Annotated in this window: 22 protein-coding genes and 1 pseudogene; 4 read left to right on the plus strand and 19 right to left on the minus strand. The window is 62.9% G+C overall.

What is annotated here, in order from left to right; all coding sequences use genetic code 11:
- Positions 1–136: 136 nt before the first annotated feature.
- Both G3N96_RS39050 and G3N96_RS02560 read right to left on the minus strand, forming a co-directional pair.
- Entirely contained in the window at positions 137–472 is a 336-nt protein-coding gene (locus G3N96_RS39050; RefSeq protein WP_241022440.1) for a hypothetical protein, read from the minus strand.
- Positions 473–1,447: 975 nt separating this feature from the next.
- Positions 1,448–2,395, minus strand: a complete 948-nt coding sequence (locus tag G3N96_RS02560; protein ID WP_174985390.1) for a LysR family transcriptional regulator — start codon at positions 2,393–2,395, stop codon at positions 1,448–1,450.
- 138 nt (positions 2,396–2,533) lie between these two features.
- Between G3N96_RS02560 and G3N96_RS02565 the strand changes: the two genes are divergently transcribed.
- Positions 2,534–3,514, plus strand: coding sequence for an amidohydrolase family protein (locus G3N96_RS02565; RefSeq protein WP_174985392.1), 981 nt, complete (start codon positions 2,534–2,536; stop codon positions 3,512–3,514).
- Positions 3,515–3,849: 335 nt separating this feature from the next.
- Positions 3,850–4,203, plus strand: coding sequence for a hypothetical protein (locus tag G3N96_RS02570; RefSeq protein ID WP_206136140.1), 354 nt, complete (start codon positions 3,850–3,852; stop codon positions 4,201–4,203).
- Here the strand turns inward: G3N96_RS02570 and G3N96_RS02575 are convergent.
- The 7 genes from G3N96_RS02575 to G3N96_RS02605 all read right to left on the minus strand — a co-directional run bounded on the left by G3N96_RS02575 (position 4,197) and on the right by G3N96_RS02605 (position 11,768).
- Positions 4,197–5,210 carry an alpha/beta hydrolase gene (locus G3N96_RS02575; protein ID WP_241022441.1) on the minus strand — a complete coding sequence of 338 codons (1,014 nt, stop codon included), beginning with the start codon at positions 5,208–5,210 and terminating at the stop codon, positions 4,197–4,199. The genes G3N96_RS02570 and G3N96_RS02575 overlap by 7 nt on opposite strands.
- A gap of 33 nt (positions 5,211–5,243) precedes the next feature.
- The gene (locus G3N96_RS02580; RefSeq protein WP_206136141.1) at positions 5,244–6,398 is read right to left on the minus strand and encodes an acyl-CoA dehydrogenase; all 1,155 of its coding nucleotides are present in this window, start codon (positions 6,396–6,398) and stop codon (positions 5,244–5,246) included.
- 38 nt (positions 6,399–6,436) lie between these two features.
- Entirely contained in the window at positions 6,437–7,759 is a 1,323-nt protein-coding gene (locus G3N96_RS02585; RefSeq protein WP_206136142.1) for an MFS transporter, read from the minus strand.
- A gap of 10 nt (positions 7,760–7,769) precedes the next feature.
- On the minus strand, positions 7,770–8,822 hold the full coding sequence (locus G3N96_RS02590; protein WP_206136143.1) for a porin: 1,053 nt from the start codon (positions 8,820–8,822) through the stop codon (positions 7,770–7,772).
- An 81-nt stretch (positions 8,823–8,903) separates the two neighbouring features.
- Entirely contained in the window at positions 8,904–9,704 is an 801-nt protein-coding gene (locus G3N96_RS02595) for an enoyl-CoA hydratase-related protein (RefSeq protein WP_206136144.1), read from the minus strand.
- Entirely contained in the window at positions 9,701–10,921 is a 1,221-nt protein-coding gene (locus tag G3N96_RS02600) for a CoA transferase (protein WP_206136145.1), read from the minus strand. Before G3N96_RS02600 ends, G3N96_RS02595 begins: the two co-directional genes overlap by 4 nt.
- 64 nt (positions 10,922–10,985) lie before the next feature.
- Positions 10,986–11,768, minus strand: a complete 783-nt coding sequence (locus G3N96_RS02605; RefSeq protein ID WP_206136146.1) for a crotonase/enoyl-CoA hydratase family protein — start codon at positions 11,766–11,768, stop codon at positions 10,986–10,988.
- Between the two features lie 134 nt (positions 11,769–11,902).
- Between G3N96_RS02605 and G3N96_RS02610 the strand changes: the two genes are divergently transcribed.
- Together G3N96_RS02610 and G3N96_RS02615 are read left to right on the plus strand one after the other, a co-directional pair.
- Positions 11,903–12,652 (plus strand): helix-turn-helix domain-containing protein, encoded by a 750-nt coding sequence (locus tag G3N96_RS02610; RefSeq protein ID WP_206136147.1) that lies wholly within the window; start codon positions 11,903–11,905, stop codon positions 12,650–12,652.
- A 329-nt stretch (positions 12,653–12,981) separates the two neighbouring features.
- Complete coding sequence (locus G3N96_RS02615; RefSeq protein WP_206121406.1) at positions 12,982–13,983, plus strand: AraC family transcriptional regulator; 1,002 nt, start codon at positions 12,982–12,984, stop codon at positions 13,981–13,983.
- A gap of 9 nt (positions 13,984–13,992) precedes the next feature.
- On the opposite strand, the gene G3N96_RS02620 is transcribed toward G3N96_RS02615, so the two are convergent.
- The 10 genes and pseudogenes from G3N96_RS02620 to G3N96_RS02665 all read right to left on the minus strand — a co-directional run bounded on the left by G3N96_RS02620 (position 13,993) and on the right by G3N96_RS02665 (position 25,347).
- A complete protein-coding gene (locus G3N96_RS02620) occupies positions 13,993–14,730 on the minus strand; it encodes an SDR family NAD(P)-dependent oxidoreductase (protein ID WP_206136148.1) in 738 nt (245 codons plus the stop codon).
- Positions 14,731–15,459: 729 nt separating this feature from the next.
- Entirely contained in the window at positions 15,460–16,554 is a 1,095-nt protein-coding gene (locus G3N96_RS02625) for a porin (protein ID WP_206136149.1), read from the minus strand.
- Between the two features lie 209 nt (positions 16,555–16,763).
- Positions 16,764–17,464, minus strand: a pseudogene (locus tag G3N96_RS02630) (Asp/Glu racemase).
- A gap of 81 nt (positions 17,465–17,545) precedes the next feature.
- Positions 17,546–18,919, minus strand: a complete 1,374-nt coding sequence (locus G3N96_RS02635) for an MFS transporter (RefSeq protein ID WP_206136150.1) — start codon at positions 18,917–18,919, stop codon at positions 17,546–17,548.
- Between the two features lie 11 nt (positions 18,920–18,930).
- Positions 18,931–20,070 carry an FAD-dependent monooxygenase gene (locus tag G3N96_RS02640; protein ID WP_206136151.1) on the minus strand — a complete coding sequence of 380 codons (1,140 nt, stop codon included), beginning with the start codon at positions 20,068–20,070 and terminating at the stop codon, positions 18,931–18,933.
- Between the two features lie 21 nt (positions 20,071–20,091).
- Positions 20,092–20,577 (minus strand): thioesterase, encoded by a 486-nt coding sequence (locus G3N96_RS02645; RefSeq protein ID WP_241022442.1) that lies wholly within the window; start codon positions 20,575–20,577, stop codon positions 20,092–20,094.
- A complete protein-coding gene (locus G3N96_RS02650; RefSeq protein ID WP_206136152.1) occupies positions 20,574–22,241 on the minus strand; it encodes an AMP-binding protein in 1,668 nt (555 codons plus the stop codon). The genes G3N96_RS02645 and G3N96_RS02650 overlap by 4 nt, the downstream gene beginning before the upstream one ends.
- A 21-nt stretch (positions 22,242–22,262) precedes the next feature.
- Entirely contained in the window at positions 22,263–23,144 is an 882-nt protein-coding gene (locus tag G3N96_RS02655) for a VOC family protein (RefSeq protein WP_174985423.1), read from the minus strand.
- A 63-nt stretch (positions 23,145–23,207) separates the two neighbouring features.
- Positions 23,208–24,491, minus strand: a complete 1,284-nt coding sequence (locus G3N96_RS02660) for an alpha/beta hydrolase (RefSeq protein WP_206136153.1) — start codon at positions 24,489–24,491, stop codon at positions 23,208–23,210.
- A gap of 130 nt (positions 24,492–24,621) precedes the next feature.
- Positions 24,622–25,347: a TetR/AcrR family transcriptional regulator gene (locus tag G3N96_RS02665; RefSeq protein ID WP_174985427.1), complete on the minus strand. Its 726-nt coding sequence runs from the start codon at positions 25,345–25,347 to the stop codon at positions 24,622–24,624.
- Positions 25,348–26,123 lie beyond the last annotated feature (776 nt).

Genomic DNA, 26,123 nt, shown 5'->3' on the forward strand with positions numbered 1-26,123 from the left:
TTCTTGAGCGCATCGCTGACCATCCGATCAACCGCATCGACGAGTTGTTGCCGTGGAACGTGGCGTCGGCGCTGCCGTCTACTGCCCACGTCGAACCCATCCGATAGCATCGCGCTCCCGTCGTCAACGACCTACGCTACGGTGCTGGTCGAGTGCTTACGAACAATCGCAGCGCGCCGTTGATCTGGCCCAGTGCGCGTACCAAAGGCTTGTAGGTTCTCTCAGAGTCGGGTTTGCAGCGAGCGCCACGCGACACGTCTTGCTTCCCTTGATAGCGCGATTTCGGCAGACCCATCCCGATGTCGCACTTGACCTGACTGAGGCAACCACTAGTCAGTAGCTCGCTGCCCTCGACAACGACCGTCTCGACGTTGCCATTGTCGTGCTGCCCCGTGATGTCAACGTCGATCGGCGCATTGCGAAGCGCAAGCTGTTGAAGAGTCGCATGGTCGCCGTCACGTCTGCGAAGCATGCGCTGGCTCGTCGCCTGTGCGCTCTGTGCCGCTTGCTGCGCTCGCGCGCGAGCCATGGATTTTGTTTCCACCGACGGAAGGGCCCGGCTTGTATGCGACGCATCCTCGATGCGTGTGCTGAGGCCGGATTTGTTCCGCGCATGGTACAGCGTGCAACGCAAATGGACACTATCATCGGACTTGCGGCTGCGAACCTGGGCAATTGGCTCGTACCGGAACCGCTTGCGTTTGAGGAAGCGTCGGACGTGAAATTCAGGCGACCTGCCAAATACGGGACGCCGGGGACATACGAAGTGGCACTTGCGTGGCGGAGTACAGACAGCAACCCAACAGTGGCGGCATTAGTGGATTCGTGCGCGATGTGAAGGCGTTAATCGATCATTGCGGTAGCAGAAGTGAAGGTGCCATCCGATACAGAAGTGACGTCTGACTGGTTGCGCCACGGAGGGAGCCAGTGACGCGTCATGGCCGACTGCCGCCTGATGAAGTTGCGGCTGCTGTCCCTTGCTATCCGCAGGATCACCTCTCGATCACCAGCAAACCGTGCCTACACTAGATACAAGGCCCAAATTCCCATCTTAAATCAACGGTTAGACATCGATGCGGCGGATTGTTGACGAACCCTATCAGACACCAGTCGCTGGCGTCCGTCACCTATTCGACTGGCCTGCGACAGGCCAGGTCGTGTCGGCCAATCCGGCCGGCATCGGTGCATGGGCGGAGCTACGCGGCGCGTCGGCGCTTCGGCCGTGCTGGATCGTACCGAGGCGCCGCAACTGCTCGACCGCATCGAGATGTTGACTCCGATCAGCTAAGGGACTGTAAGCTGGCCGCGATGGTGGTGTTTCCTTTCGTGGGTTCGGCGCGGCGCCGTTTTGACGGACTTGGGACCCATACTCCAGAACAGTGCAGCGAGAATTCCTTACAGAAGTGAAATGCATGTCGACCCGGTCAAGTTTCGATTTGCGGTGAATTCATGGCACCGCGCTACGACGATGGTCGCGAAATAATTCGTAAACGAGCGTGCGCAGCCATTGATGCCCTTCATCTCGCTGATAGCGTTCGTGCCAAAATTGAGAGATATCGACCGGCTCGATATCGAACGGAAGTGGGACAGCGCGTACGTCTGGCAGCTGGCCGAGCACGTACGCAAGACGGCTCGGAACACAAGCGACTAAATCACTTGCGGACACAATGCTTTCCAGGCCGAAAGAGTGTGCAAGCTGTATTGCGATATGGCGCGTGGTGCCAGATTCCGGAGATAGTGCATCAAGCGCTGCTTCGAAATTCGCATGGCTGCCTGCAGTGGGTGCATAGATGACATGGTCGGCTGAGAAGAATTGCTCAGCGGTGAGCGTCGGACCGATCGTCGGATGGTCGACGCGCACGAGAGCTACGTAAGTTTCGTGGAACAGCCGTTGCTGGTGGAAATCGGCATGTAGCCCGCTGAACATTCCTAGCGCAAGGTCGATTTCACCGAGCTTCATCATTTGCTGTGCGGCATCGAGTGGTAGATCGGTTGTAACAATGCGCAGGCCGGGGGCTGACTGATGCAGGTGTGCGACGAGAGGCGGTATGAAAATCGCTTGCCCGAGATCGCTTGTATATAGACGGAACGTGCGCGTTGATGTGGCCGGCTCGAAAGAGCGGCCCGCCTGCAACGCGGATTGCAGCGATGCAAGCCCCTCGTCGACGAGGACCGCGATCGCATCCGCGCGTGGAGTGGGTTGCATGCCGTCGGCCGTCTTAACGAACAACGCGTCGTCGAACAGCGCGCGCAGCCGCTTCAGAGTGTTGCTTACCGCTGGCTGCGTGAGATGCAGCACCTCTGCCGCGCGAGTTGTGCTTCGCGTCCGATAGAGCACATCGAACACCCGTAGCTGATTGAGATCGATGTTGTGTCGGTCAGAATCGTGTTCCATTGCGTCGATAGGTTGTAATAAATCCGGTGAATAGCGTCATTCGTCGCCGCAATTTCACATGGGACCGCAGTCTTCATATCCTAGCCGGGAAACGCTTCGCTAGGGTGGCGCGGCGTACAGGACATCTCGGGAGACACCATGCGAGACAAGATTGCACTCGAAGAGCACTTTGCTACGCTGGAAACGATCGGCGACTCTGAACATTATTTTACGTCTGATATTTGGCCGTCGAGACGCCGCCAACTGCTTGATGTCGAAGGGGAACGCATCGAGCGCATGGATGCGTGTGGTATCGACTATGCAATCCTGTCGCTGAATGCGCCGGCCGTCCAGGCAATCACTGATACGGATCGTGCGATCGACGTCGCTCGCCGCGCGAACGACCTGCTGGCCGAACAGATCGCGCGTCGCCCCGATCGCTTTGGGGCTTTCGCAGCGCTTCCGCTGCAGGACCCGGACGCTGCTGGACGCGAGCTTGAGCGCGCGGTGACTGAACTGGGTTTCAAAGGTGCTCTCGTCAATGGCTTCTCGCAGGTCGGCCACGTCGACAACGCGACTTACTACGATCTGGCGCAATTTCGACCGTTTTGGGCGGAGGTCGCACGTCTCGACGTACCGTTCTACTTGCACCCGCGCAATCCGTTGCCGAGCCAGCAACTGGCAATCGAAGGTCATCCATGGTTGATGGGACCGGCATGGGAGTTTTCGCGCGAAACGGGCGTTCATGCCCTCCGCCTAATCGGCAGCGGCCTGTTCGACGAGTTTCCGAACCTAACCGTCATTCTCGGGCATCTTGGCGAACTTGCACTGCATAACATCTGGCGCACTTCGCACTGGGCGTCAGCCGGTGGGAAGAATCCGATGGGTGTGAAGGCGAAGCGCACGTTCATCGATACGTTCCGAGCGCATTTCTACGTCACGACGAGCGGCAACTTTCGGACGATCGCCATGCGGAACGCGATCGATGAGATCGGCAGCGATCGCGTGCTGTTCTCGGCCGACTATCCTTTCGAGTCGATGGAGGAAGCGAGCGCATGGTTCGACGCTGCTGAGATTGGCGATAACGATCGACAGAAGATCGGGCGGGACAACGCGAGCCGGCTGTTCCGACTGGGTTGAGCCAAGCTGGTGTCGCCGATTCATCAGAACACCGTGGGGAAACATGGTGGCGCCCCGTCCGGGCGTCACCAGAATGAATTTGTTGTATAAGTAAGGGATTTGATCAGGCTGACCGGGTATGTTCACATACTGGGGCGTCGAGTCGTACCTAAGTCGGACAGATTGACATCGAATGGACCGCTGGGCCAGGCTAAGACGGCCGGCTCGGACGCAAGCGCCTGCTGGTCGGTTCGGTCCTGTCGTTCGGCTGGTAGAGTACGTTTCCCGTGGTAGCAGCGGAGATGCATGCTGTAGCGGTCCCGCGTTTTTTCACCGGGGTACGGTTCGGCGCCGCGATGTCAAACACAATCGCGATGACGTCTGCGTACGGTCCATGCATAGGCGATGCACCGGTCGTTACGACGATGTCTTGTTGCTTCACGTTCGGCTCCACGGCGGCGGGGTTCATCGTCGCGCACGTGATTACGCGTTACGGCTGGCATGGGATATCCGGCATCGACGGCGTGCTGCCGATCGCGCTCGGGCTAGTGATGCTCGCTGCGCCGGCCGAGTTGATGCGTTTCTTGGTTCATCCACACCCGTCGACCGCATCGGTTTCGGGTGTGCTGCGTGTATGTCTTTTGGCGTGCGAGCTGGCGCGCAGCGTGCTACCCGACCGCTACCGCCACAATAGTCCCTCCTTTCAGTGAACGCGAAAGTAACCACGGCACTCGTTCGAAATCCTACGGTGGGTCGAAAGGCTGACCTCGCTGCGTCGTTCATTCGAGTAGGAAGCGGCGCGCGCGTCGTGGCTGAGGCGGCGTGCCGTTTCGGATACGCGCGCGCCGGGCACGATGTCGAAGCCGTGCACGCCGCCGGGGAGCACGTGCAGTTCGGTCGGCACGCCTGCGCGAAGCAGGCGCTGCGCGTAGTCGAGACTCTCGTCGAGGAACAGGTCGAGCGAGCCGACCGACAGGAACGCGGGCGGCAGGCCGTCGAGCCGCGTGGCGCGTGCGGCGGCGGCATACGGCGATACGCCGTCGATGCCCGGCGCGTGACCGAGCAACGCGCTCCAGCCGAACCGGTTGTTGGCCGCATGCCAGACGAACTCGCCGGCATGCGGATGCGGCGCGCGCGTGCAGGTGCGATCGCCGAGCATCGGATAGATCAGGTGCTGGAACGCGAGCCGGTATTCGCCGCGGTCGCGTGCCAGCAGCGCCAGCGCAGCGGCGAGCCCGCCGCCCGCGCTTTCGCCTGCCACGCCGATCCGCGTTGCATCGATGCCGAGTGCATCGGCGTGGCGGAACACCCACGCGAGCGCCGCGTAGCAGTCCTCGATCGCGCCGGGAAACACGGTTTCCGGCGCGAGGCGGTAGTCGATCGAGATCAGCGCGCAGCCGAGCTGCATCACGAGCGACCGGTGCACCGCCTCGAGATCCTTCGCCGCGCCGCGCACGTAATCGCCGCCGTGCATGTGGACGATCGCCGGAAGCGGGCGTGCGCCAGCGTCGGGCAGGTAGACGAGGGCCGGGACGTCCGGCGCGCCGGTGGGACCGGGCACCGTGCGGCGTTCGAGCGTGCTGCCGGCGAGGTCGGGCGGTGGCAGCGGCAGTACGCGTTCGCGTGACTGCGCGAGGTTGTCGGCGCTGAGCGTGACGGTCGGCCAGGCCGCGAGCAGCGGGCAGATTTCAGGATCGACGAGATGCAGGGTATCCAACGCATGACTCCATCATGACGGTGGATCACGTGATCACAGCACGCTGCGCGCGATGACCCAACGGTGTACCTCGGTCGGGCCCTCGAAGATGCGCATCAACCGCGCTTCGCTGGCCATCTGTTGCAACGGCATTTCCTTCGTCATGCCCATCGCGCCGAGTGTCTGCATCGCATGATCGATGACGCTCGATGCCATTTCGGTCGCGAACACCTTGACCATCGAGATCTGCGTGCGCGCGTCCTGCCCGGCATCCACGCGCGCGGCCGCTTCGTAGGTCATGAGGCGGCACGCGTGGATCTGCGTGAGCGCGTCGGCGACCCACCACTGGACAGCCTGGCGTTCCGCGAGCGGCGCACCGAAGGTCGTGCGCTGTTTCGCATGGTCGCACAGCATCGCCACCGCGCGCTCGGCGCGGCCGATGCACCAGGCCGCCATTTCCAGCCGCCGGTTCGCGAGCCGTGCCTGCATCGGCGCGAAACCGGCGCCTTCCCGGCCCAGCAGTTGCGTGGCGGGAACACGGCAGTTCTCCAGCAAGATTTCATACGTGGACAGCCCGCCGATCATCGGGATCCGGCGTTCGATGATGAAGCCCGGCGTGTCGCGCTCGACAATGAATGCCGACATGCCGCCGCGCTTGCCTTTGCTTCGATCGGTGAGCGCCATCACGATCGTCCAGTCGGCTTCGATCGCATGGCTGATCCAGATCTTGCGGCCGTTCAGCACCCAGCCGTCGCCGTCACGCACGGCCGTCGTGGACAATGCGGCCGGATCGGAGCCGGCGCCCGGCTCGGAGATCGCCATCGCGGCACGCGTTTCGCCGCGTGCGTACGGGTCGAGATAGCGTGCGCGCTGCGCATCGTCGGCCACTTCGCACAGCATCCGCAAGTTCGGCGAGTCGGGCGGCAGGATGTACGGAGTCACGGTCGTGCCGATTGCTTCGTTCACGCCGACCATCGCAACGGCCGGCAGGTCGGCGCCGCCTGCATCGAGCGGCGCGTCGAGCCCCCACAGGCCGAGCTGTCGCGACCGCTCGTCGAGGTGTGCGCGCTCGTCAGCGAGCAGCCCGAAGCGCTGGCCGTCGGCCTCGCGCGCCATCACGGCCGATTCGAGCGGAATCAGTTCGTCCTTCACGAAGCGTGTGACGAGGTTCTGGATCATCCGGTGGTCGAGTTCGAGTTCGAAATTCATGGGAGTCGATGAGGGTGAGGGAGGAAATGCCGACGCGGTCAGCCCGCGTTCGGGCGAGACGATGCGCGGGGGCGCAGCGTGAAGCGCAATGCGATGGCACCGGCTGCGAGCAGTGCGGCGTTGAAATAGAGCCCGCCGCGCATCGACCCGGTGGCCGTGTTGAGCACGCCCATCAGGAACGGGCTCGCGAACCCGCCGATCGCGCCGGACATCGTGATCGCCGCGATCGCCACCGCCATCGAGCGCTTCGGCAGCGCGAGCCCCGGCAATACCCAGAACGCCGGTAACGCGGCGGCGTGCATAGCGACCGCGATGCAGAGAGCGAGCATCAGGTGTGTCGTGCCGGTGACGCTTGCCAAACCGATAAGCGCCGCTGCGCACACGATCATCGCGAACGCACCGTGGCCGCGCCATTCGCGCCGGCGTTCGGTGCGCCAGCCCATCCCGAGCATGCCGACGATGCCGCACAGGTAGGGCAGCGCGGAAAGCAGCCCGATCTGCATCGCACCATGCGGGCCGCCGCGATGCAGGATCACGGGCATCCAGAACACCAGCGCATAGCCGGCGGCCGCGATCGCGAAGTTGGTCGCGCACAGCAGCCAGAAATCGCGGTGCGCGAGCAGCCGGCGAGCGGTGTTTGCCTCCGGCTTGGCGGCTTCGGCCTGCGTGTGTGCAGCGCGCAGCGCTGCCTTGTCGGCATCCGACAGCCAGCGCGCGTCGTCCGGCCGGTCGTCGAGAAACCGAAGCGCGACGAAGCCGAGCACGCTGCTCGGCAATCCTTCCACGAGGAACAGCCATTGCCAGCCGCTCAAGCCGGCGGCGCCGTCGAAGTACGACAGGATGGCGCCCGACACGGGGCCGGCAATCATCCCCGCGAGGTACAGCGCAGTCATGAAGAGCGCGAAGGCCTTCGCGCGCTGCCGCGGCGGGTACCACGCACCGAGATAGAACAGGATGCCGGGGAAGAAGCCGGCCTCGAACACGCCGAGCAGGAAGCGGCACGCGTAGAACTGCGCGGGCGTCGTGACGAACATCGTCGCGGCCGAGCCGAGCCCCCACAGCACCATGATCCGTGCGATCGTCCGGCGCGCGCCGATCCGCACAAGCAGCGCGTTGCTCGGAATCTCGAACGCCATGTACCCGATGAAGAAGATGCCCGCGCCGAGCCCGTACACGGCATCGGAGAAGCGCAGCTCGGCCGCCATCTGCGCGTGCGCGAAGCCGATGTTGATCCGGTCGATGAACGACAGCGTGTAGCAGAGGATCAGGAACGGCAGCAGCCGGCGCGAGATCCGGCGGTAGAGCGCCGGCGTCGCGCCTTCGTCGGCGGCGGCCGGATGGGTCGAAAGGGTCGGGGTCATGGGCACTCCGTCAGAAGCGGTGAACGATGCCGAGCGCGAACACCTGCTCGGTGCCGCCCGGTGGCGGCTGCAGGCCGACGACGACCGTGTTGCGGGCGTCGCCGCCGTTCTTCATGTAGAGATAGCGTGCGTAGAGCGATGTCCGCTTCGACAGCGGATGGTCGTACCCGATGCCGAGCGCGGTGGCGTCGTTCGCGGAACCTTTCACGTCGCGGCGCACGACCGAGACGAGCATGCGATCGAGCGCGCCGACGTCGATCGACGCACCGGCGCTCGCGGTCGAGAACGCAGGCAGGTTGCGCGCCGTGCTGACGCCATAGAGAAACGCGGCGTACAGCTTGACGTGCGCGAATGCGTAGTTGGCCGCGAACACGTAGTGGCGGGTCGTCGACGGGGAGACGACGGGCGCCAGGTTGCCGGCCGACGTGTCGCCCTGGAAGCCGGCGCCGACGTAGAGCCCGCCGATCCGGTACTGGAGTCCCGCGCCGTAGTTGCGGCCGGCCTGCGTGGACAGCGCGTTCGGCGTCGGGAAGCCGTACGTGGCCATCACGCGCAGGCCGTTCCAGTCGGGGCTCAGATACGACACCGCCTGGTTGAAGCGCGGAATCGGCGGCGTCGTGTTGCTGGTGATCGTGTCCGTCGACGTCGCGAGCAGCGCGAGCGGCGACAGCCGTTCGTTGAGCCCGAACGGATCCCCGTCATAGGCGATGTAGAACGCGGGTGTGTATTGCCGGCCGAGCCGGAGGTCGCCGTAGCGCGTGTCCTGCAGCGATACGTACGCCTGCCGGTAGAACAGCGTGCCGCCCTGGAACGAGCCGTCGGCCGGCGAGAAGCCGCTTTCCAGCACGAACTTCGTCGACGTGCCGCCACCGAGATCCTCGACGCCCGTCAGCCCGAACCGGCTCGTCGACGATCCGCCGCCGCTTTGCCGCACGCTCGACAGGCTGCCGATGCGATCGAATTCGACGTAGCCGTCGACGATCCCGTACAGCGTGACCGACGACGCGTGCGCCGATGTGGCGCATAGCACGCACGCGCCGACCACGAATGCTTTCCGTTGCATGAAGGTGTCTCCGTCCATGTTTTTTCGCGCGCCCGCGTTCTGGGAGCGGTTGCGCGCGTGATGCCGCCTGTTGCGTCGGGCTCAGCGCCCCTTGAATACCGGCTTGCGCTTCTCGAGGAACGCGCGGGCGCCCTCGATCCGGTCTTCGCTCGCATAGACGTCGGGGCCGACGTCCAGCCGCAGCGCGGCGGCCACCGGCAGCCCGTGGCTGCGGGTCGCGGTTTCCTTGATGCGGCGAATCGTGAGCGGCGCGTTCCCGGCGATCGTCTGCGCGAGTTCGCGCACGGTGTCGTCGAGTGCGGCGCCGGGGACGACGCGGTTCAACAACCCGGCGCGCTGTGCCTCGTCCACGTCGAAGCGGCGGCCCGTGAACAGCAGCTCCATCGCGATCGCGCGCGGCAGCAAGCGCGGCAGCAGCACGCTCGCGAAGTTCGCGCCCATGCCGACGCGCGCTTCGGGCAATGCGAAGTACGCGTGGTCGGCGGCGATCCGCAGGTCGCACGCGAGCGCGATCTCGAAGCCGCCGCCGATCGCGTAGCCGTTGATCGCCGCGATGGTCGGCTTGCGCAGCTCGAGGATCAGCTCGTGCACGTTGCGTGCGAGCCCGCGCATCGGCTGCATCCCGCGCATTTCGGGGTCGCCGAGATCGACGCCCGCGCTGTACGCGCGTTCACCTGCGCCGCGGATCACGATGACGCGGATCGACGGGTTGTCGTCGAGCGTGACGAGTTCGTCGCACAGCCGCCGGATCGCTTCGGCGGACAGCGCATTGGCGACGTGCGGACGATGGATCGTCAGCCATGCGATGCCGCTTTCGTCGTTGCGCAGGATCGACGGGGCGTCGTCGCCCGTCAGCGAAGAGAACGAGCCGGATGGGGTCATGACGCGCTCCCGGCGGCGTTCGCGCGCGTGTCGTGGAGCACACCCGCTTGCCGCAGCGCGTCCCGTTGCACCGCGTCGATGCCGAGCGCATCGAGCACGGCGTCGGTGTCGGCGGCGAACGGTTGCGGCGGCCGGCGTATCGATCCGGGCGTGCGCGAGAGTCTGGCGGGGACGCCCGCGCCGGTGTACGTGTCGGTCTGGACGAACATTGCGTTGTGCGCGGCTTGCGGGTGGCCGAACGCATCGGCGACGGTGTTCACCGGGCCTGTCGCGACGCCGGCGTTCAGCAGCCGCTCGACGATGTCGTCGGCATGCAGTTCGGCGGTCAACTGGCCGAGCAGCGTATCGAGCGCATCGCGGTGTGCGACGCGCTTCGCGTTGGTCGCGAACCGCGGATCGCGCGCCAGCTCGGGCACGCCGAGCGTTTCGACGAGCCTCGCGAACGTGCGGTTGTTGCCGGCGCCGGTCGAGATCGGCTTGTCCTTGCACGGATAGACGCCGTACGGCGCGATCGCGCCATACACGTTGCCGGTCGCTACGGGCACGTCGCCGGTTGCCATCCAGGTCGTGCTGATCGGATGCAGCATCGACAGCGCGGTGCTGAACAGGTCGATGTCGACGTGCTGCCCGAGACCGGAGCGGGTCCGTTCGACCAGCGCGAGCAGGATGCTCGACACGGCGCTCAGGCCCGCCGCGAAATCGACGACCGGGAACGGCACCTTGAGCGGCATGCCGCCCGGCTCGCCGTTGATCGACATGAAGCCGGCGAGGCCCTGCGCGACGGCGTCGTAGCTCGGAAACCGCGCCAGCGGGCCGTCGGTGCCGTATCCGGAGATCGAGCAGTGGACGAGGCGCGGGAAGCGCTCGCGCAGGCAGGCTTCGTAGCCGATACCCCAGCGTTCGAGCGTGCCCTGCTTGAAGTTGTCGATCAGCACGTCGGCCGTGTCGAGCAGGCGGAACAACACGTCGTGCCCGTCCGGATGCGACAGGTCGAGTGCGAGGTTGCGCTTGTTGCGGTTGAGCCCCCAGTAGTAGCTGGAGATTCCGCTCGGCATCGCGGGCCCCCAGTCGCGCGTTTCGTCGCCTTGCGGCGGTTCGATCTTGATGACGTCCGCGCCGTGGTCGGCGAGCGTCTGCGCGCAGAACGGCCCCGCGTAGACGCGGCTCAGGTCGACCACGCGCACGCCAGCGAGTGCGCCTTCGTGACTGCTTGTCATGACGATGTTTCCTTCGATGTGGGATTCGGCTGGCCGGCATGCCGGCATGCGATGCGTCGCGGGTTCAACCGCGCGCGGCGAACAGTGCGTTCACGGCATCGCGGTGTTCGGGGGTGGCGTGCGCGAACGCCTGGTACGACGCCGACAGGTCGAGCAGCGTGTCGAGGCTCGCGTGGCGGCCTTCGCGCAGCAGCCGCTTGGTCAGGCGCAACGCGGTGCCCGAATACCGGGCGATACGGCCGGCCAGTTCGTGCGCGTGCGCAAGGAGGTCGCCATCGGGAACGACGCGCGAGACGAGCCCGCAACGCAGCGCCGCCGGTGCGTCCAGCGCATCGCCCGTGAACGACATTTCCGCGGCGACGGCGGCGCCGACGACCCGCGGCAGGAACCACGCGCCGCCGTCGCCGGGCACGAGGCCGAGGGCGATGAAGCTTTCGGCGAAGCGGGCGCGATCGGAGGCGATGCGGATGTCGCACATGCACACGAGATCGGTGCCGGCGCCGATGGCCGGGCCGTTGATCGCCGCGATGGCCGGCACTTCGAGGTGCAGGAATGCGTGCGCAATGCGCTGGATGCCGCGGCGATAGCTCGTCCGGATCGCGGCGAGGTCGTGCGAGCCCGATTCCATGAATGCGCGCATCGCCTTCACGTTTCCGCCTGACGAAAACGTGGTGCCGGCGCCGGTCAGCACCAGCACGCGGATCGACTCGTCGCGATTCGCGTCGTCACAGCATTCGGTCAGCGCATCGATCGCATCGTTGTCCGAAATGGCGTTGCGGGTTTCCGGACGATTCATCGTGACGGTCAGGATCGGTCCCTGCCGTTCACGGATCAGAAAGGCTGTCATGGTGTCTCCGAGTGTTCTGTACCGCGGGACTTCACGCCGCGGGCCGAAGCCTAGTATCGTCACGACGGTTGGCGGCGGGAAATTCCGTTCCACATATGTGGAAGGCTCGCCCGGTAGCGTGAGGAGACGGCTGGATGAGCAGAAACGTGGTCAAGAGCGCGGCACGCGTGTTTGAAGTGCTGGAGCTGTTCAGCGCATTGCAGCGACCGCTGAGCGTGCGTGAGATATCCACGCGCTGCGGCTATCCAGGCTCGAGCGCGGCGGCGTTGCTGACCAGCATGAAGGCGCTCGGCTTTCTCGCGTACGACGACGCAACGCATACGTATGCGCCCACTGCGCGGCTCGTCAATCTCGGCGAAGCGCTCGTCGATTCGACGGCAGGCAGCCGGCGGCACTGGCATGCCGTCGCGAAGCGGCTGGCGGTCCGCACGCGCGAGGCCGTCGTGATCGCGGTGCAGAGCGACCTGTACGTGCAGTACATCGATGCGGTCGAGGGCGCGCATGCGATTCCGATCCAGTTCTACGCGCCGATCGGCACGCGTCGCGAGATCTGCATGTCAGGCCTTGGCTGGGCCCTGCTGAGTCTCCAGCCGGACAGCGCGATCCGCCGGCTCGTGTCGCGCAGCATCCGCCGGCTCGGCAAGTCGGGCCGGACGATCGACGAGGATGTCGTGCTCGACAAGGTCGAACAGACGCGCCGGTGCGGCTATTCCTATTCGGCGCATACGGTCACGCAGGGTGCCGCGATGATCTCGATGGTGATCGCGGACGGCTGGAACGGCCTGCCGCTGGCCATGGGCGTGGCCGGCCCCGTCGAGCGGATCCATCCGCAACGGGACGCGATTCTGGAAGCGATGCGTGACGTATTGGGTGAGCGCACCTAAGAAGCATAACTTCCGAGCTGAAATTTCAAGATGTTCCGGCGAAATTCTTGATGGGAATCGGAATCGTTGCAGCTATAAGGATATCTGTTGTAAGCCCGACGCCTGGCATTGCACCATGCGAGAAGGCGGATTTTCAATTATTTGACGAACGTGTCAAAAAAACTATACTCAACTCAAAGTCGGGCTACAAGGGTTGCCGATAAGTGACGCGGCTAAAGGATAAATGTTTTGCGAGATCGGCATTGTGTGAAGCTATCCCGATGTGGCGCGGCTTGCATCGATGGCGAGTGTCGGTTCCCAAGTTCCAGTCGCGTCCACGTAAATTCAGCATGCTGACTCTACCTTCGGCGCGTCTCGCTGCGCGCTTCCTGGAGTTGTCTGTCAATGAGCTCGAAGCAGCTCATTCCGCCATCGCCAACCGGTATTGCAATTACCGCGTTTGCGCTCAGGCGGCCGATGCGATTGCACCGATCGTGCTGCACGGCGTGGAGTGCGGGCTCTTTGCTGTATCCACGCTGGCATTTGGGCGCACCATCGAGATCGAGCCCGACGACCTCGGCGCTTGCCTGCTCATTACGACGACCATAAGGGGGCGGGCGGGGATGACTGCAGGGCAAGCGCAATACTACGGCGGTGAGCCGGGGGCGACCGTCCTTAGCTTAGCGTCGGACTCGCCGCGGTTCCATTACGAACCGACGGCGGAGGTCCTGAAGGTCCAGCTTGATCATCGGCGCGTGTCCGCAGCGTGCTGGCGCATGATGCGCCATCCGGGCCGCGCGCCGCTACGTTTCGAGATTGCGATGCGCGATTCCCATGCATTGACGCGATGGTTCATGCTGCTGGATTTCGTCGTGACGACGCTAAACGAAAGTGATGCCGTACTGAGAGATTATCTTGCGCCGAGCGTCGAGGAAATGCTTATCGTAACGTTGCTTGACACGCAACCTCACAACTACACGGCTGAGTTACATCGATCGAGCGGCGTGATTGCTCCCAAGCAGTTGCGTCGAGCTGTCGAGTTCATGGAGGCGCGGCTTGGACAGGCGCTGACGCTCACGGAAATTGCCGCGGCGGCGGATTGCAGCATCCGGTCGCTATCGCGAGCGTTCAGCGCATTCCGCCAAACGACACCGATGCAGCACTTGAACCATCTGCGACTGGAAAAGATACGTACCGAACTGATCTCGAACGTCGGTTCCGCGGCAACTATCTCAACGATTGCGCTGCAATACGGGTTCACTCATCTGAGTGCATTTAACCTGCAATACCGGCGGCGGTACGGCGAAACGCCATCGCAGACCCGTAGGCGGGCGCGCGATAGCTCGGGCTAGCAGTCGGGGTCACGAGATTTTGTACATTCCCCCGTCGACTGCCAGTGCCTGGCCGGTCACGAAGGCGCCGTCGTCGCTGGTGAGAAACAGGATCGGCCCGACGATATCTTCAGGCGTCGCGAAGCGCTTGATAGCCTGCTGCTGCCATACGCTCCGTGCAAGCTCGTCTGGAATGCCACTCGTGCCGGGAGTGCGAGTGAGTGCCGGCAGGATAGCGTTCACGGTGATGTTGTCGCCGGCCACTTCGTTGGCGAGCCCACGAACGAAACCGATAACGCCCATTTTTGCCGCCATGTAGTGGCTGAGTCCCGCGAGCGGCGTGCCGATCGAATTCGACGAGAAATTCACGAAGCGTCCCCACCGGTTCGCACGCATCAGCGGGACGAATGCCTTTGCTGAATGGAAATGCGAATCGAGGTTCACTCGTAGCGTGCGCGACCACAGATCGAAATCGAGATCGTCGAACGCAGCGAACGGATAAATGCCGGCGTTGTTCACGACGATGTCTGCGCGTCCGTAACGTTCGTCGACCGCCCGCGCGAAACCGATCCATGCCTTTGCGTCGCTGACGTCCCCGGTTAGCATAAGCGGATCGCCGCCGATCAGCGCACGCGTTTCTGATGGGGCGTCGAGATCGATCAACACCACTTGCGCGCCGCGCGCTGCTAGACGCGTGGCGACTTCTTGCCCGATTCCGCGGGCGGCGCCAGTTACGATAGCCACCCGCCCTTCATGGGTGTTGTTCATGACATCCCCTTCGATTTGAGGTTAGTAAAGGACCGCAATGAGTTAAAGCAGAAATAACGCCTCGATCGAAAAAGCATCGAACTCCGCACCGTTCCAGAGTGCCAATTCGCGTTGCTAGTTGGCCGTCACGAACCAAGCCCGGCGACTCACTTATTTGATGCTCAGACCAATCGCGACCACCCGATGACGATTGCTCCAAACCGCCGGGCCGTCGTCTTTGTCCGGCCAGGAGTCTGAACCGTCACATGGCCACCCACACCGGGGGGTAACTCCGATTTGGCGACCCAGCGGAGTGAATTGGCAGCATATGGGTATGCATGGTTCGTCCGGTTGTATAGGCGCCCCGATTTTTTGCCGGCGTCGCTTGGTGTCCACATGCCGTCGATGAAATGACCATACTCGTAAGGAAATCCTGCGCTTGCATTCGCGTTTGATGGAGCATTCTCGGTCATTGAGATCTTTTCCTGGATACTGTCTGTTCGCGGGTTCCGCGCTCGAGGCTCCTCACATGAACTGCGGTTGCTCACGTCAGACGTCAAGGTAGGCGCGTGCGGACTATGTCGCTACCATCCGCTGGCCAGCGCCAATACATTCTTGCCAAAACGTGGTTCGCGCCGCGCGCAAACCCCGGGTGCCCCGGAGAGGTGGGGAAGAAGCGAGGGGCTCTCATAGACAATCGGCTTCCGTCTTCCCGGCCACGTATGACAGCAACAAAGGGACGCCGCTACGTCAGAACTTCTGCTGGACGCCAATCATGGCGCCGAGTTGGTTCATACCTGTCCCCACCGTTCCGCCTGCGGCAACTGGGTTGGCCGCCAGCTTGCTGTTGAACATGTACGCGACCGACGTATAGGCGATCGTGCGCTTCGACAACGCGTAGTTCGCGCGCGTAACGAGCAGCGTTGAGTTTGCGTCGTGGCTTCCAGCATCGCGGCTGCGCTGCAGGTAGCGGACGCCCTGGGCGTCGACGGAAAAAGCCGGCGTGACCGAATATGTTGCACCGGCGAAAAAGATGTCCGATTGCAGGTGGGAGGCGGCCGATATGTTGTTTCGTATCCAGCCGATACCGAGCTTGGCCGTGCCCGCGACCAGGTAACCGTCGATGATATTCCGCGTTGCAGTGGATGTGCTTCGATTCAATGGAGCGGATGCTCCGGTGCCGCCTCGCATCACGTCGAAGGACGCCGCCACGCCGAAAGTAGCAGTATCGTAGGCGACGAGCGCGGTGTATTGCCGGCACGCCAAGATGTCCCCTGCTACCTGTCCGGCGCAATTTGTCGCACTCGGTCCCGCGGGGCCGGCTGCGTCTCGACCGAAGCTGTATGTGGCTCCGACGGTGATGCCGCGGAAGTGGCCGAAGTAGCCGATAGCATTGTCGCTGCGTGCATTCGGCAGGTACCCGTCGAGCACGTACAACGAATGAATAGACGGCCCGATTACGTCGGCCTTCGCCAACGCGTAGGTTGTCATGTTCATCTGCCGGCCAAGCGTCAATGCACCGTAATCGCTGTCGATCCCAACGTTGGCCTGCCGGCCGAATAGGCGGCCGCCGTAATTCAGTGCGCCGGTGCCTGGCTGGAACCCCGATTCGAGCACGAAGAACGCGCGGTAGCCACCACCAATGTCTTCAGTACCCCTAAACCCGAAGCGGGAGGGTAATTCACCGGTCAGAATGGGCAAGCCAACCCACGATCCATCATGTGGAGTCGCGTGGTTGTAATAGGATATGCCCGTATCGACAATTCCGTAGAGCGTGACGCTGCTTTGCCCGTATGCGAGCCCTGACGCCGCCGCGAACACGGCGGCGCTCCATTTGATTTTCATGACGGTTTTATCTCCATTCTGGCGTTGCAACGCCTTGTTTAGAATATGTTTACTTCGCATGCGCGATCGGCGCTCTATTCGAAAACACTTGTGTGCGCCAATCAATTTGTAGGACTGGATTTGGCCCGGACGAGCTGGTCGGATCGGTCGCCGCTCACCCGAAAAATGTGGCTTCATAACGGCCGGAATGCAAGCTCGCGTGCGACGAATCAGTGTGCCTGCAGCAGAGCGCCCGCGTCAGGGATCTTGGGTGCCGGAACCAGATGGTCGGGCATCCGGCGGACGGTACACATCGCGGTGGAGACCGTCCGAATCCCGGTCGCATCATCGATGCGTCGGACAGCCGGCAGCGACTGCATTTTTACGCAGGCGGACGAGACGATCACGTCAGCTCCCGCTGTATTCAAACGCTTTACGTCGTTCAGCAATTGCAACGGATTCCGCCTACCGACTTCGAGGTTGTCGGGAATCTCGAATCAGATCGCATCGACGACCTCGATGCCCCTCGAGCTCGATGTACTGGACGACGAGGTTGGTCAGCCGCTTCACATACGGCGCCATCAGCGCGATGCGGCATGCACCCAGCATCTTCAGTCCGTCCAAGAGCGCCGGCAGACGTCATTACCGGGACCAGGCAATGATTGGCTCGCGCGACCTGTGTCAATCGACGTTCGGTCATGCGGTGATAGCCGAGGCCCATGGACACGATTGTGAAGAGGCATGCCGTGCTCATCACGTCCACGCGCGCGTCGGTGAGTTCGGCGGCACAGCGCAGGGCTCCCCTCTCCATCGCGGTCAGTTCCTCCTTTGCGACCTTGTACATACGCATGCGGCGCGAATGGAAGGTGAAGCGCTCAGCCGAACGGACAAACTCGCGAGCGCGAAGCAACGCCGGAATCTCGGTATCCATCGTCGTGCTGGAACTGGGCACGATCTGTCTGTTGCGGAAGTGTCTGGTCAAGGTATGGTCCTTTTCGTGCGGTGTGCAGGGTCAGCTGCGGGAGGCGACGTCGCGTGGCGTTGGTTCAAGCGTTTGTGCCCGACCCGGCAGGTCGCCGGCTCGCCAGAAGGCGAGAGTTGCGAGTAGAGCCGCGACGCACGGCGCGGCCGCCGCCATGAGTAGGCTGGAGGACGGCCAGTTCAATCGCACAAGTTCGCCGCCAACTACGGGGCCGAGGATCGAGCCGAGGCGGCCTACGCCGAGCGCCCAGCTCATGCCAGTGGAACGCAACGCGGTCGGGTAAAACACCGCGGCTAGCGCATTCAGCGCGGTTTGGCCGCCGAGTACACCGAAGCCAGCGATCGCAATGGCGATGAAAGCGCTCGTCAAGGAGCCGGCCACCTGACCGATCGCGGCGACCGCCAGCGCCGAGCCGATAAAGGTCAGCGCTAGCGTGGGCCCGAAGCCGTACCGGTCCACCAGCCAGCCGAGAAGAAGGTTACCCGCGATGCCCCCGACCCAGAAGACCATGCCGGCGAACACGGCCTGAGAGGTGGTGTGTCCCGCACCGTTCATGATCATCGGTAGCCAGTTTGCGAGAAAGTAAACGGCCAGCAAGTTCATAAAGTTAAGGACCCAAAGCAGCGCGGTGCCAGTTCCGAGCGCATGACGGAATAAGTGCAAGAAAGGCATGCCGGCGGCTTTCTTCTCAGGAACGAAAATTTCGACGTGCGGGCCAATTGCGAGCGCGGGATCAATGCGTCGCAGAAGTGCTCGAACGCGGTGACGGCTGCGGTGTTGCATTGCCATGAACTGAGGCGATTCAGGCATACCCACAATCATCGCGATGGCCACCAGCAATGGTGCAGCTGCGCCGACGATAAACACGGATCGCCAGCCGAATGCCGGAATCAGCGGCGCGGCTACGGCGCCACCGATCGCGCCGCCGACGATGAAGCCAGAGGAAATGATCATCATCGTCGTAACGCGAATGCGCGTCGGGCTGAACTCCCCAGCAAGGGCGACCGCGTTCGGGATAATTGCGCCCATGCTCAATCCTGCAGCGAACCGAAGCAGTAGCAGCTGCGGCACTGAGCCAGCTTGGGCCGTCGCATACACGCTCGTCGCAAGGAATGTCATGGCGCCGATTAGCACCGGCCGTCGGCCGATGCGGTCCGCCACGGGGCCGAGTAACAGCGCACCGATCGTCATGCCGACAAGGCCCGCTCCGAACACGTGTCCGAGGTCGGCACGGGCGATGCCCCATTGTTTGATGATGGCGGGCGCGACATAGCCGATTGCCTGCACGTCGAAACCATCAATAATTAGGCATAGTGTGCAGAGGCTTAGTACGAAATACTGCAGAGCCCCGAGACGACTGCTCCCGATAACGTCGGCAACATTGATTGTGGTTGTCTTGGTCATAGTATTTTCCTTTATTGCGCGCGTTCCTGAAGCGTGTCGTAGGCGTCGACAAACAACGGGTCGCGTCGCCGAAGGTCGTCGCGGGTCACCTTTTCGGTTCGGCACATGTAGTCATAGGCGAAGCTGACCGGGTCGAGATGCAACTTGCTGGCGACGCTCTCGTACCAGTCGAGGCTCTTTGCCGCCGCGCCTAGAAAGCTGAACGACGCGGGCCGGCGCGCTGCCTCGAAGGCAGCGAACGCGGCCGGTAGGTCGCATGGCGTCGCCGCTATTGCACGGTGGAGCGCGATCGCATCCTGCATCGCCATGCGGGTGCCGGAGCCGAGCGAGAAGTGCACAGTGCGCAATGCGTCGCCGAGCAAGACAATATTGTCGTGATGCCAGTTTGCGGTGTTGACGATGTTGGCTTCGAACCAGAGCGAGCGGTTGGTCAGCAGTACATTGCTGCCCAACTCGGAGCGGAACACGTCGGTGCAGAACCGACGGCTTTCGTCCTCGCTGGCGTGGTCGAGCCCGGCACGGCGCCACGTATCGGGGTCCGTTTCGATCAAGAAGGTCGACAGGTCGGAGCTGTACTGATAGCAATGCGCAATGAACACGCCGAGCAGCGTTTCGCGAAAGATCAGCGAAACGGGATGGAAGAGCTGGTGCGTTCCGTACCACGCGAATTTGTTGCGGCGCTGAACGAACTGCGGGCGAAAGTGATCGGCCAGTTGAGTGCGTATCGAGCTGTTGCCGCCGTCGGCAGCCACCAGCATGTCGCAGTCGGCCGCGAGCGCGTGCACATCCTCGATGCGCCGGCCGTATTCGATCCTGATACCTTCGCGCTCGCAAGCACGCTGCAGGACTCGCAGCATGTCGATGCGCGACGTGCGCGAAAAATGATTACCGTGGACCTGAACATGAGTGCCACGGTGAACGATTTCCATGTAGTCGCAACGTTCGTGATGCGCGATGAATTCGTCGAAGAACGTCAGATCGGCTTCCTTCAGGAACGACAACCCGATATCGGAGAACACTACGCCCCAGCCGTAGGTCGCACCCTCCGGATTCTGTTCATAAATCGTGACGCGATTAGATGGATTGTATTTTTTGGTTAGTAATGCGAAGTACATGCCGGCAGGGCCGGCGCCGACAATGTCGATTTTCATGATGCGTTATCCTTGACGAATTCATTCGAAGTGGCGCCGGTATAATCTCGCTGGTGGTCTAGCAACGCCTGGCGGAAAGCGGGCGGGATAACGATCGAGCTGCGCTCGTCGTGCGCGGCGCATACGGTTGTGCGGCGTGCGGTGAAGGCGTGCGTTGACGGCGGTCGGGCGTTGCGGCGTGCGGGACGCGATGTCCAGCATGTACGAACGATTGCGCACGTCCGCCACTCGCGTGGTCATGTCGAATTCGTCGTCGGGTCGCAGCGCGCCGATGCAATCGAAGGACAGCGCACGGCTTGGCGTGCCGAAGCCGAGTGCGCGTTGTGCACACTGTGGCGTACCGCCGAGCAACGCTCCGGAGAGCAGTTCGCCTGCGCAGATTACGAAATCGGCGAAGGTGGCGGCGTCGACCACGCAGGCGGGCTCGCATCCGTTCCATTTCATTCGACGGCGCACCGTGGGCGGCCGTTCGCCGATCAGGTGTTCGATTGGTGCGGGCGCGTTCATTGTCCAGCTTCCTGCGCGATGAGATCGACGATGATCCGTTTCATCGCAGGCTTATCGACCTTCCCCACGCGCGTGACGGGAAATGCGTCGATTACCTCGACTCGCTCGGGGCACTTGTACCGGGCCAGGCCCCGCTTAACGAGGAACCGCCCGAGCGCCTGCACGTCGGGCGCTTGCATGCCCGGGCGAGGGATGATGAAGACGCAGCCTTTTTCGCCATAGAACGGGTCGGGCATGGGCACCAGCTTGGCGTCGGCGACCGACGGATGCTGACTGATGTGGCTTTCGACTTCCTCGCAGCCGATCTTTTCGCCGCCGCGGTTGATGTTGTCCCGCAAGCGCCCTTCGAACGTGTAGTAAAGCGCGCCGTCCACTTCATGCGCGGTTGCCATGTCCCCTGTGCGGTAGAAACCGTCGGACGTAAAGGCTTGCTCGTTGGCCTCCGCGTTCGCGAAGTACCCCGTAAGCGTCGACGGCCCGCGGAAGCATAGTTCGCCGATCCGGCCGCGTGGGACGGGCTGTTCTGAGCCTGGTTCCAGCAAACGGATCTCGTCATCGTCGCACCCGGAGCGCCCTTGCGTCTGATGTCGTACCCGGTCTGGAGCATCGGCCGGCGAGCCGAGCAGTAGACCTTCCGTGGTACCGTACAGGTTCGAGCACGGCACGCCCAAGTGTGTTTCCAACGTATCGGCGCGGCTCATCGTTGCGAACAACTCGAGCGACGACAGATCATGCCGCGCGATATCTGCATAAGCCATCAGTTGCGGTGCGATCGGGCCGATCGACAGCGCATGCGTAATACGGTGCCTGCTGATTAGGTCGAGCATCATCGGAATGTCGACCTGTGGCATCAGAACGACCGGCAGTCCGATGAGCACCGCTGGAATCAGGGCGTAAAGCTGGCCAGCGTTGTGCACCAGTGGCAGTGACCAGATCAGCCGGCTGTTAGCGTCAACGCGATAACGTCGCATCCAACCCGCCGAGTGGCCGAGATACTCGGCATGGAACCGCGGAATGATCTTGGGGACGCCCGTCGTGCCGCCGGAGAGCTGGAAGCTGAGTACGTCCGACAAGCCGATCCGCACACGCGCTAGGCGTTCGCGCGCTTGCCCGAGCGGTATGCCATCGATCAGCGTCTGCATAGCGACTGCGCCAGCATGTTCGCCGCGCACGATCACCCGATGCTCAATCCACGGATGACGCGCCGACATCGATTCGGCGAAGACCGGCAGGTCGAAGCGGGGGCTGAAATCCGCCTGAATGAAGTAGCCGCGTGCACGGGATAGGTGCGACAGCTGACCGATTTCGATCTCGCGATGCTGCGGTAGCGAACACACCGGCACGATGCCGGCCTTGAAGCAGGCGAGCAGAGCGATTGCGGTTTCTACCGTAGTACCGAGTTGAAAGATCGCACGGTCGCTTGGGGCGAGGCCCAGCGCGAGCAATGCGGCACCGAGGCGTTCGGTGGCCTCGTCGAGTTCGGCGAAGCTGATCTTTCGGTCATGACCGACAAACGCGAGTCGATCCGGATAACGCAGTGCGGTGGCGCGCAGTGCGTCGCCGACGGTACTGGCGATCCACGCGCCGCTGGCGAGTGCCGCTTCAGCACGGATTCGGCAGGGATAAACGACACCGCTAATCGGTTGTTCGATTCGTATCTCCATTATGTCTCCTCTCGCCGCGGCTCAGGACTGTAACGGTGCGATGCGTACGATGTCGTGGTCGTACTGCTCAATGCGCCCGTGCAAGCCGCCAGTGAGCATGCTGTACCAAAGCGCGGGCTTGAAGCCGAGCGCGCGGCGCTCGAACTCGATCGGCCCGTCGGCTTCGATAGAATCGTATTCTTCACCTTCGTGCACGCGGCAATTGGGATGCTGCAATGCTGTGCGCACCAACGGCGCGAATTCCGCCACGCGGGGCACGGAGATGCGCACCGGCGCGGCGGAGGCATTGCCGCGTTCAGCGACCAGCTCCGCCTTGCGGTTCCATATCGCGTCGATGGTATCCATCGGGCGACCAGCCGCGCGTGCGGCGTCCTCCAGCGTCATCGCCGCTTCGAGTGTGAGCTGTGCATCGGTGGCATCAACAGTTGTCAGCGAGCGCAGCTTATGCGTGAACTCCACGAAGTAGCCGTTGGGATCGCGTACGTAGACGGATTCGATCACTTCGTGCCGGGTTTCCATCGATACGTCGAGCCCTTGAGCATCGAGATGTCGCTTCCACGCGCGTAGCTCGTCCGGGCCGTCGACAAGCCACGCGGTATGTGTGGCGTCGGCGACATGATCGTCTGGAAGCGGGCGAGCGGTCGTGCGTGCCGGGATCTCGGCTGGCTCTTCGCTGCCGAGGTAGTAGAAGAACGCGATGGTGCTGCCGTTGCCGCTGTCGAAAAAGAAATGCAGGAAGTCCGGGTGCGTCGCAGGTCCCCAGCCGCGTGCGGAAATCACGTGCACGAGCGGCAGCCCGAGCTTGTCGCGGTAGAACTCGACGGTTTCACGCAGTCGCCAGGTGGGCCGTGCGGTGTGGTCGACACCGTGTAGCTTTAGCGGGGGAAGAGGGTGAGCATGCATGACTTGTGTCGTCCATTGAAAGTCGTGATGACGAAGACGGGCCGGGAACAGCTGGCTGTCCGGTCAGGGCGAAAAGTGCTCGCTCAGCCATAGAGCGAGCAGACGTCCCGCCTCGAGCCGCCCGGGCGCTTCGTGTGCGCTCAACGCGCGGCCGTGGTGATCGCCGCGTACGCGGTGGTGGCGTTTGGATGGTGACGCGATCGCATCGACGATGGTCTTCACGTCGCTCGGAAAGCACGCTTGGTCGCCGGTGTATTCGATGATGAGCACAGGCTGGACGATCGAGCGCGCAGTGCTGGCCAGTGACGCGTTGGACGACAGCGCCGACCAAGTCGAAAGCCAGCTCTCCGGTGTGCACTGCCGTGCAAAACCGACCGCGCCGTAGTTGGACACGTACGGATCGGCGCCCCACAGAGAGCCGAACTTGCGATCCGACGCATCGAGGCCGAGATCGAAGCAGCGTAGGTCGGCGTCGGTGCGCCAGATGTTGAAGATCGGCGTGTGCGCGGCGACGCGCCGGTCGTCTGGTTTGACCGAAATGCCGCTCGCGCCGTTTTCCTTTACGCGCCGACGAGCGTCCTGACGACGTGCGATCAACGATCGCGCGTACGCGTCGAGGCGCGCTACGCGTGCACGCTGTGCCGCGCGATATCGGTCGACAAATTCAGCGCTATAGCGGGTGTTGCCTTTGCCCAAGTACCCATTCGCCGGTGACAGGGGATCGAGCGACGGATCGACGGAGAGCGGATCGTTCTCGTTCGAGACGCTCGGATCAATGCAGTTGAGTAACAGCGCACCCTGCCCGGGGTGCGGACCGACTAGCGCGAAACCGTCGACGGTGGGCATGTCGAGTTCGGCGAGCTGTGTTATTCGTCCGCCAGGCGTGCATGCAATGCGCTGCGCGCCCGGCAGCTCGGACTGCTGCACATAAAGGGCATAAAGTCCGGCGCCGCCCGAATTGCCGAGCAGCACGATGCGCCGGAACCCTGCCGCGCGCAGGTATTGCAGCCCGGCGGCCACGTCGTGCAGCGCGAACTCGTGTTCCAGCCGCAGGTCGTTGCCAACAGCGCGCGGTGACTGCGACCACGCAGCGTAGCCGGCGCCCACGATATCCGGAATCAGGTAATGGCAGGCCATGAACTCGCGCGGATGCATCACGCACACCACCGTGTCCGTCGCGATCGGCGGACGGTACAGTGAGCCGCCGGTGGCTGCTTGGTCGGCGGTGCGCAGCACGACGTTCGTCGTGACCGTGCTCGGCGGAACGTCACGCGGATTCCAGTCAGCGTTTAGAAAGCCTGCGATGGCCTGGGCGGTCGGCTTGCTGGATGAAGGCAAATCGTTCATCGGACGAATCGCGCGTGCGCGCTCCTGACATTGACCATGCGCCAATGCTAGGGAGTGTTGACGACTACGTCAAATATTTGACGTAGATGTAAACACTAACTGAAACGCAGATGAGAAACTCGCGGCTGGTCTAGTCCTTACCGCCGAGCAGCGTGTTCTCGAGCGTGGAGAGCGCGTCATGCATTTCCGTCAGTGCACGGCGAATGTCAGCGCGTTCGTTCGAAGGCCGGGCGCTGTCGTCGGTCTCGACGCAGAGCATGCGCAGCCCGAGCGAGGCGATGAGTTCAGCAACCGCTTCGGCAGACTTTTGCCTGCGGGTATCGAACCACCACGCGGACCAGTTGCACATCCCGATGATGGCGAAAGCCGCTATGTCGGCGTCGACGGCTTGGAATGTGCCAAGGTCGATACCACGCCGGATGACGTTCACGAAATTGTTTCGCACAGCTCGGCGGGCAGTCTGAGCGGCGGCGCGCTGCGGATCCGGCAGGCTGCTCTCACTGCGTTCGACGACGCGAAACTGCAATGGGTGCGAGAGGATAAGGCCAGCGTGGCCGAGGATGAGCTGTCGAAGTCCCTCCTGTGGCGGAAGCTCTGGGCGTTGAGCGACAACTTTCGTGAGATCGCTCGCGCGCTCAGTCACGTCGCGGGTGAGCGCTTCAAGCATCGATTCCTTGCTAGGAAAGTAGTAGTACAGCGCCGTGCGGGTCATGCCGACCGCGTCTGCAATATCGTTGATATTGGTACCGCCGAAGCCTTTTTCGATGAACAGCAGCGATGCGGCATTGAGTATGGCCTGCCGCTGAGCGTCGCTACGGGTCGGGCGCGATTTAGCCGGGGCTGTCGTTTTGCTCATGCGTAGTTTGGGAGGAGTCGCTTCAGGTTGACGAATGTTAGCATCGGCCATCGACGCGCCGGAACTAGCGGCCGGTGTGCACAACAAGCAAGCGATGCAAGTGGCGGCGTCGGTCGTTAAGACTGCGTCCCACACTCGACCGGAAGTCGTGGGGCTGCGCGATTGACGCATGAAGCACGCAGGGAGTGCGCGTCACGAGGACAGCCGCGTGCACAGCGGCCTTCGTCTCCAGCGTGCCTGTCACCGCGACGATACGCTCGCTCGTTTTCACGCTGATGTCAAACTTCGTGCCACCAGCCGTTGCCAAGTCAGCCATCAACCTCGCCTCGATTCCCATTTTCGTGGGGAGAGTCCAGATGAGGCGGTAGCTTCAACCGGTCGATGCAAACGCTCGATCGAATCGTTCAGCCGGCGTATCGAAGTTTAGTGTCTTGCGTGGACGTTCGTTGAGCCGTCGCGCGATAGCGTTGAGCTTGGCTTGCTCCCTAATCAACCTACCCAATCGAAGTTCTGGCGAGGTTTCCCTGACGAGTTAATCCGGCATTGTGCCGGTCACTAAACGGCGCTTTCGTGGAGGTGTCCTGCACCTTGGTTTTCTTGCGTTGCTTGAAAGCGAACCATACGGTGGCGGGATATCGATGTGCTTGAGGACGAGCATCGCGCAAATACGCGGTATCGATTAGAGCGTTTGCATGCACGACGGAACCCGTTAGTGAAAGCAGTGCATGGCCCGATCGCTATGATCGGTACGCGCGTGGCGCAACTCCGTTTGGTGA

Origin of the sequence: Burkholderia sp. Se-20373 (assembly GCF_017104705.1) — a bacterium.
Lineage (GTDB): Bacteria > Pseudomonadota > Gammaproteobacteria > Burkholderiales > Burkholderiaceae > Burkholderia.

Bases quoted from the DNA above. Each gene is read 5' to 3' on its own strand.
- G3N96_RS39050 (WP_241022440.1), bottom strand. From the start codon at position 472: ATGCTTCGCAGACGTGACGGCGACCATGCGACTCTTCAACAGCTTGCG.
- G3N96_RS02560 (WP_174985390.1), bottom strand. From the start codon at position 2,395: ATGGAACACGATTCTGACCGACACAACATCGATCTCAATCAGCTACGG.
- G3N96_RS02565 (WP_174985392.1), top strand. From the start codon at position 2,534: ATGCGAGACAAGATTGCACTCGAAGAGCACTTTGCTACGCTGGAAACG.
- G3N96_RS02570 (WP_206136140.1), top strand. From the start codon at position 3,850: ATGTCAAACACAATCGCGATGACGTCTGCGTACGGTCCATGCATAGGC.
- G3N96_RS02580 (WP_206136141.1), bottom strand. From the start codon at position 6,398: ATGAATTTCGAACTCGAACTCGACCACCGGATGATCCAGAACCTCGTC.
- G3N96_RS02585 (WP_206136142.1), bottom strand. From the start codon at position 7,759: ATGACCCCGACCCTTTCGACCCATCCGGCCGCCGCCGACGAAGGCGCG.
- G3N96_RS02590 (WP_206136143.1), bottom strand. From the start codon at position 8,822: ATGCAACGGAAAGCATTCGTGGTCGGCGCGTGCGTGCTATGCGCCACA.
- G3N96_RS02595 (WP_206136144.1), bottom strand. From the start codon at position 9,704: ATGACCCCATCCGGCTCGTTCTCTTCGCTGACGGGCGACGACGCCCCG.
- G3N96_RS02600 (WP_206136145.1), bottom strand. From the start codon at position 10,921: ATGACAAGCAGTCACGAAGGCGCACTCGCTGGCGTGCGCGTGGTCGAC.
- G3N96_RS02605 (WP_206136146.1), bottom strand. From the start codon at position 11,768: ATGACAGCCTTTCTGATCCGTGAACGGCAGGGACCGATCCTGACCGTC.
- G3N96_RS02610 (WP_206136147.1), top strand. From the start codon at position 11,903: ATGAGCAGAAACGTGGTCAAGAGCGCGGCACGCGTGTTTGAAGTGCTG.
- G3N96_RS02615 (WP_206121406.1), top strand. From the start codon at position 12,982: ATGCTGACTCTACCTTCGGCGCGTCTCGCTGCGCGCTTCCTGGAGTTG.
- G3N96_RS02620 (WP_206136148.1), bottom strand. From the start codon at position 14,730: ATGAACAACACCCATGAAGGGCGGGTGGCTATCGTAACTGGCGCCGCC.
- G3N96_RS02625 (WP_206136149.1), bottom strand. From the start codon at position 16,554: ATGAAAATCAAATGGAGCGCCGCCGTGTTCGCGGCGGCGTCAGGGCTC.
- G3N96_RS02635 (WP_206136150.1), bottom strand. From the start codon at position 18,919: ATGACCAAGACAACCACAATCAATGTTGCCGACGTTATCGGGAGCAGT.
- G3N96_RS02640 (WP_206136151.1), bottom strand. From the start codon at position 20,070: ATGAAAATCGACATTGTCGGCGCCGGCCCTGCCGGCATGTACTTCGCA.
- G3N96_RS02645 (WP_241022442.1), bottom strand. From the start codon at position 20,577: ATGAACGCGCCCGCACCAATCGAACACCTGATCGGCGAACGGCCGCCC.
- G3N96_RS02650 (WP_206136152.1), bottom strand. From the start codon at position 22,241: ATGGAGATACGAATCGAACAACCGATTAGCGGTGTCGTTTATCCCTGC.
- G3N96_RS02655 (WP_174985423.1), bottom strand. From the start codon at position 23,144: ATGCATGCTCACCCTCTTCCCCCGCTAAAGCTACACGGTGTCGACCAC.
- G3N96_RS02660 (WP_206136153.1), bottom strand. From the start codon at position 24,491: ATGAACGATTTGCCTTCATCCAGCAAGCCGACCGCCCAGGCCATCGCA.
- G3N96_RS02665 (WP_174985427.1), bottom strand. From the start codon at position 25,347: ATGAGCAAAACGACAGCCCCGGCTAAATCGCGCCCGACCCGTAGCGAC.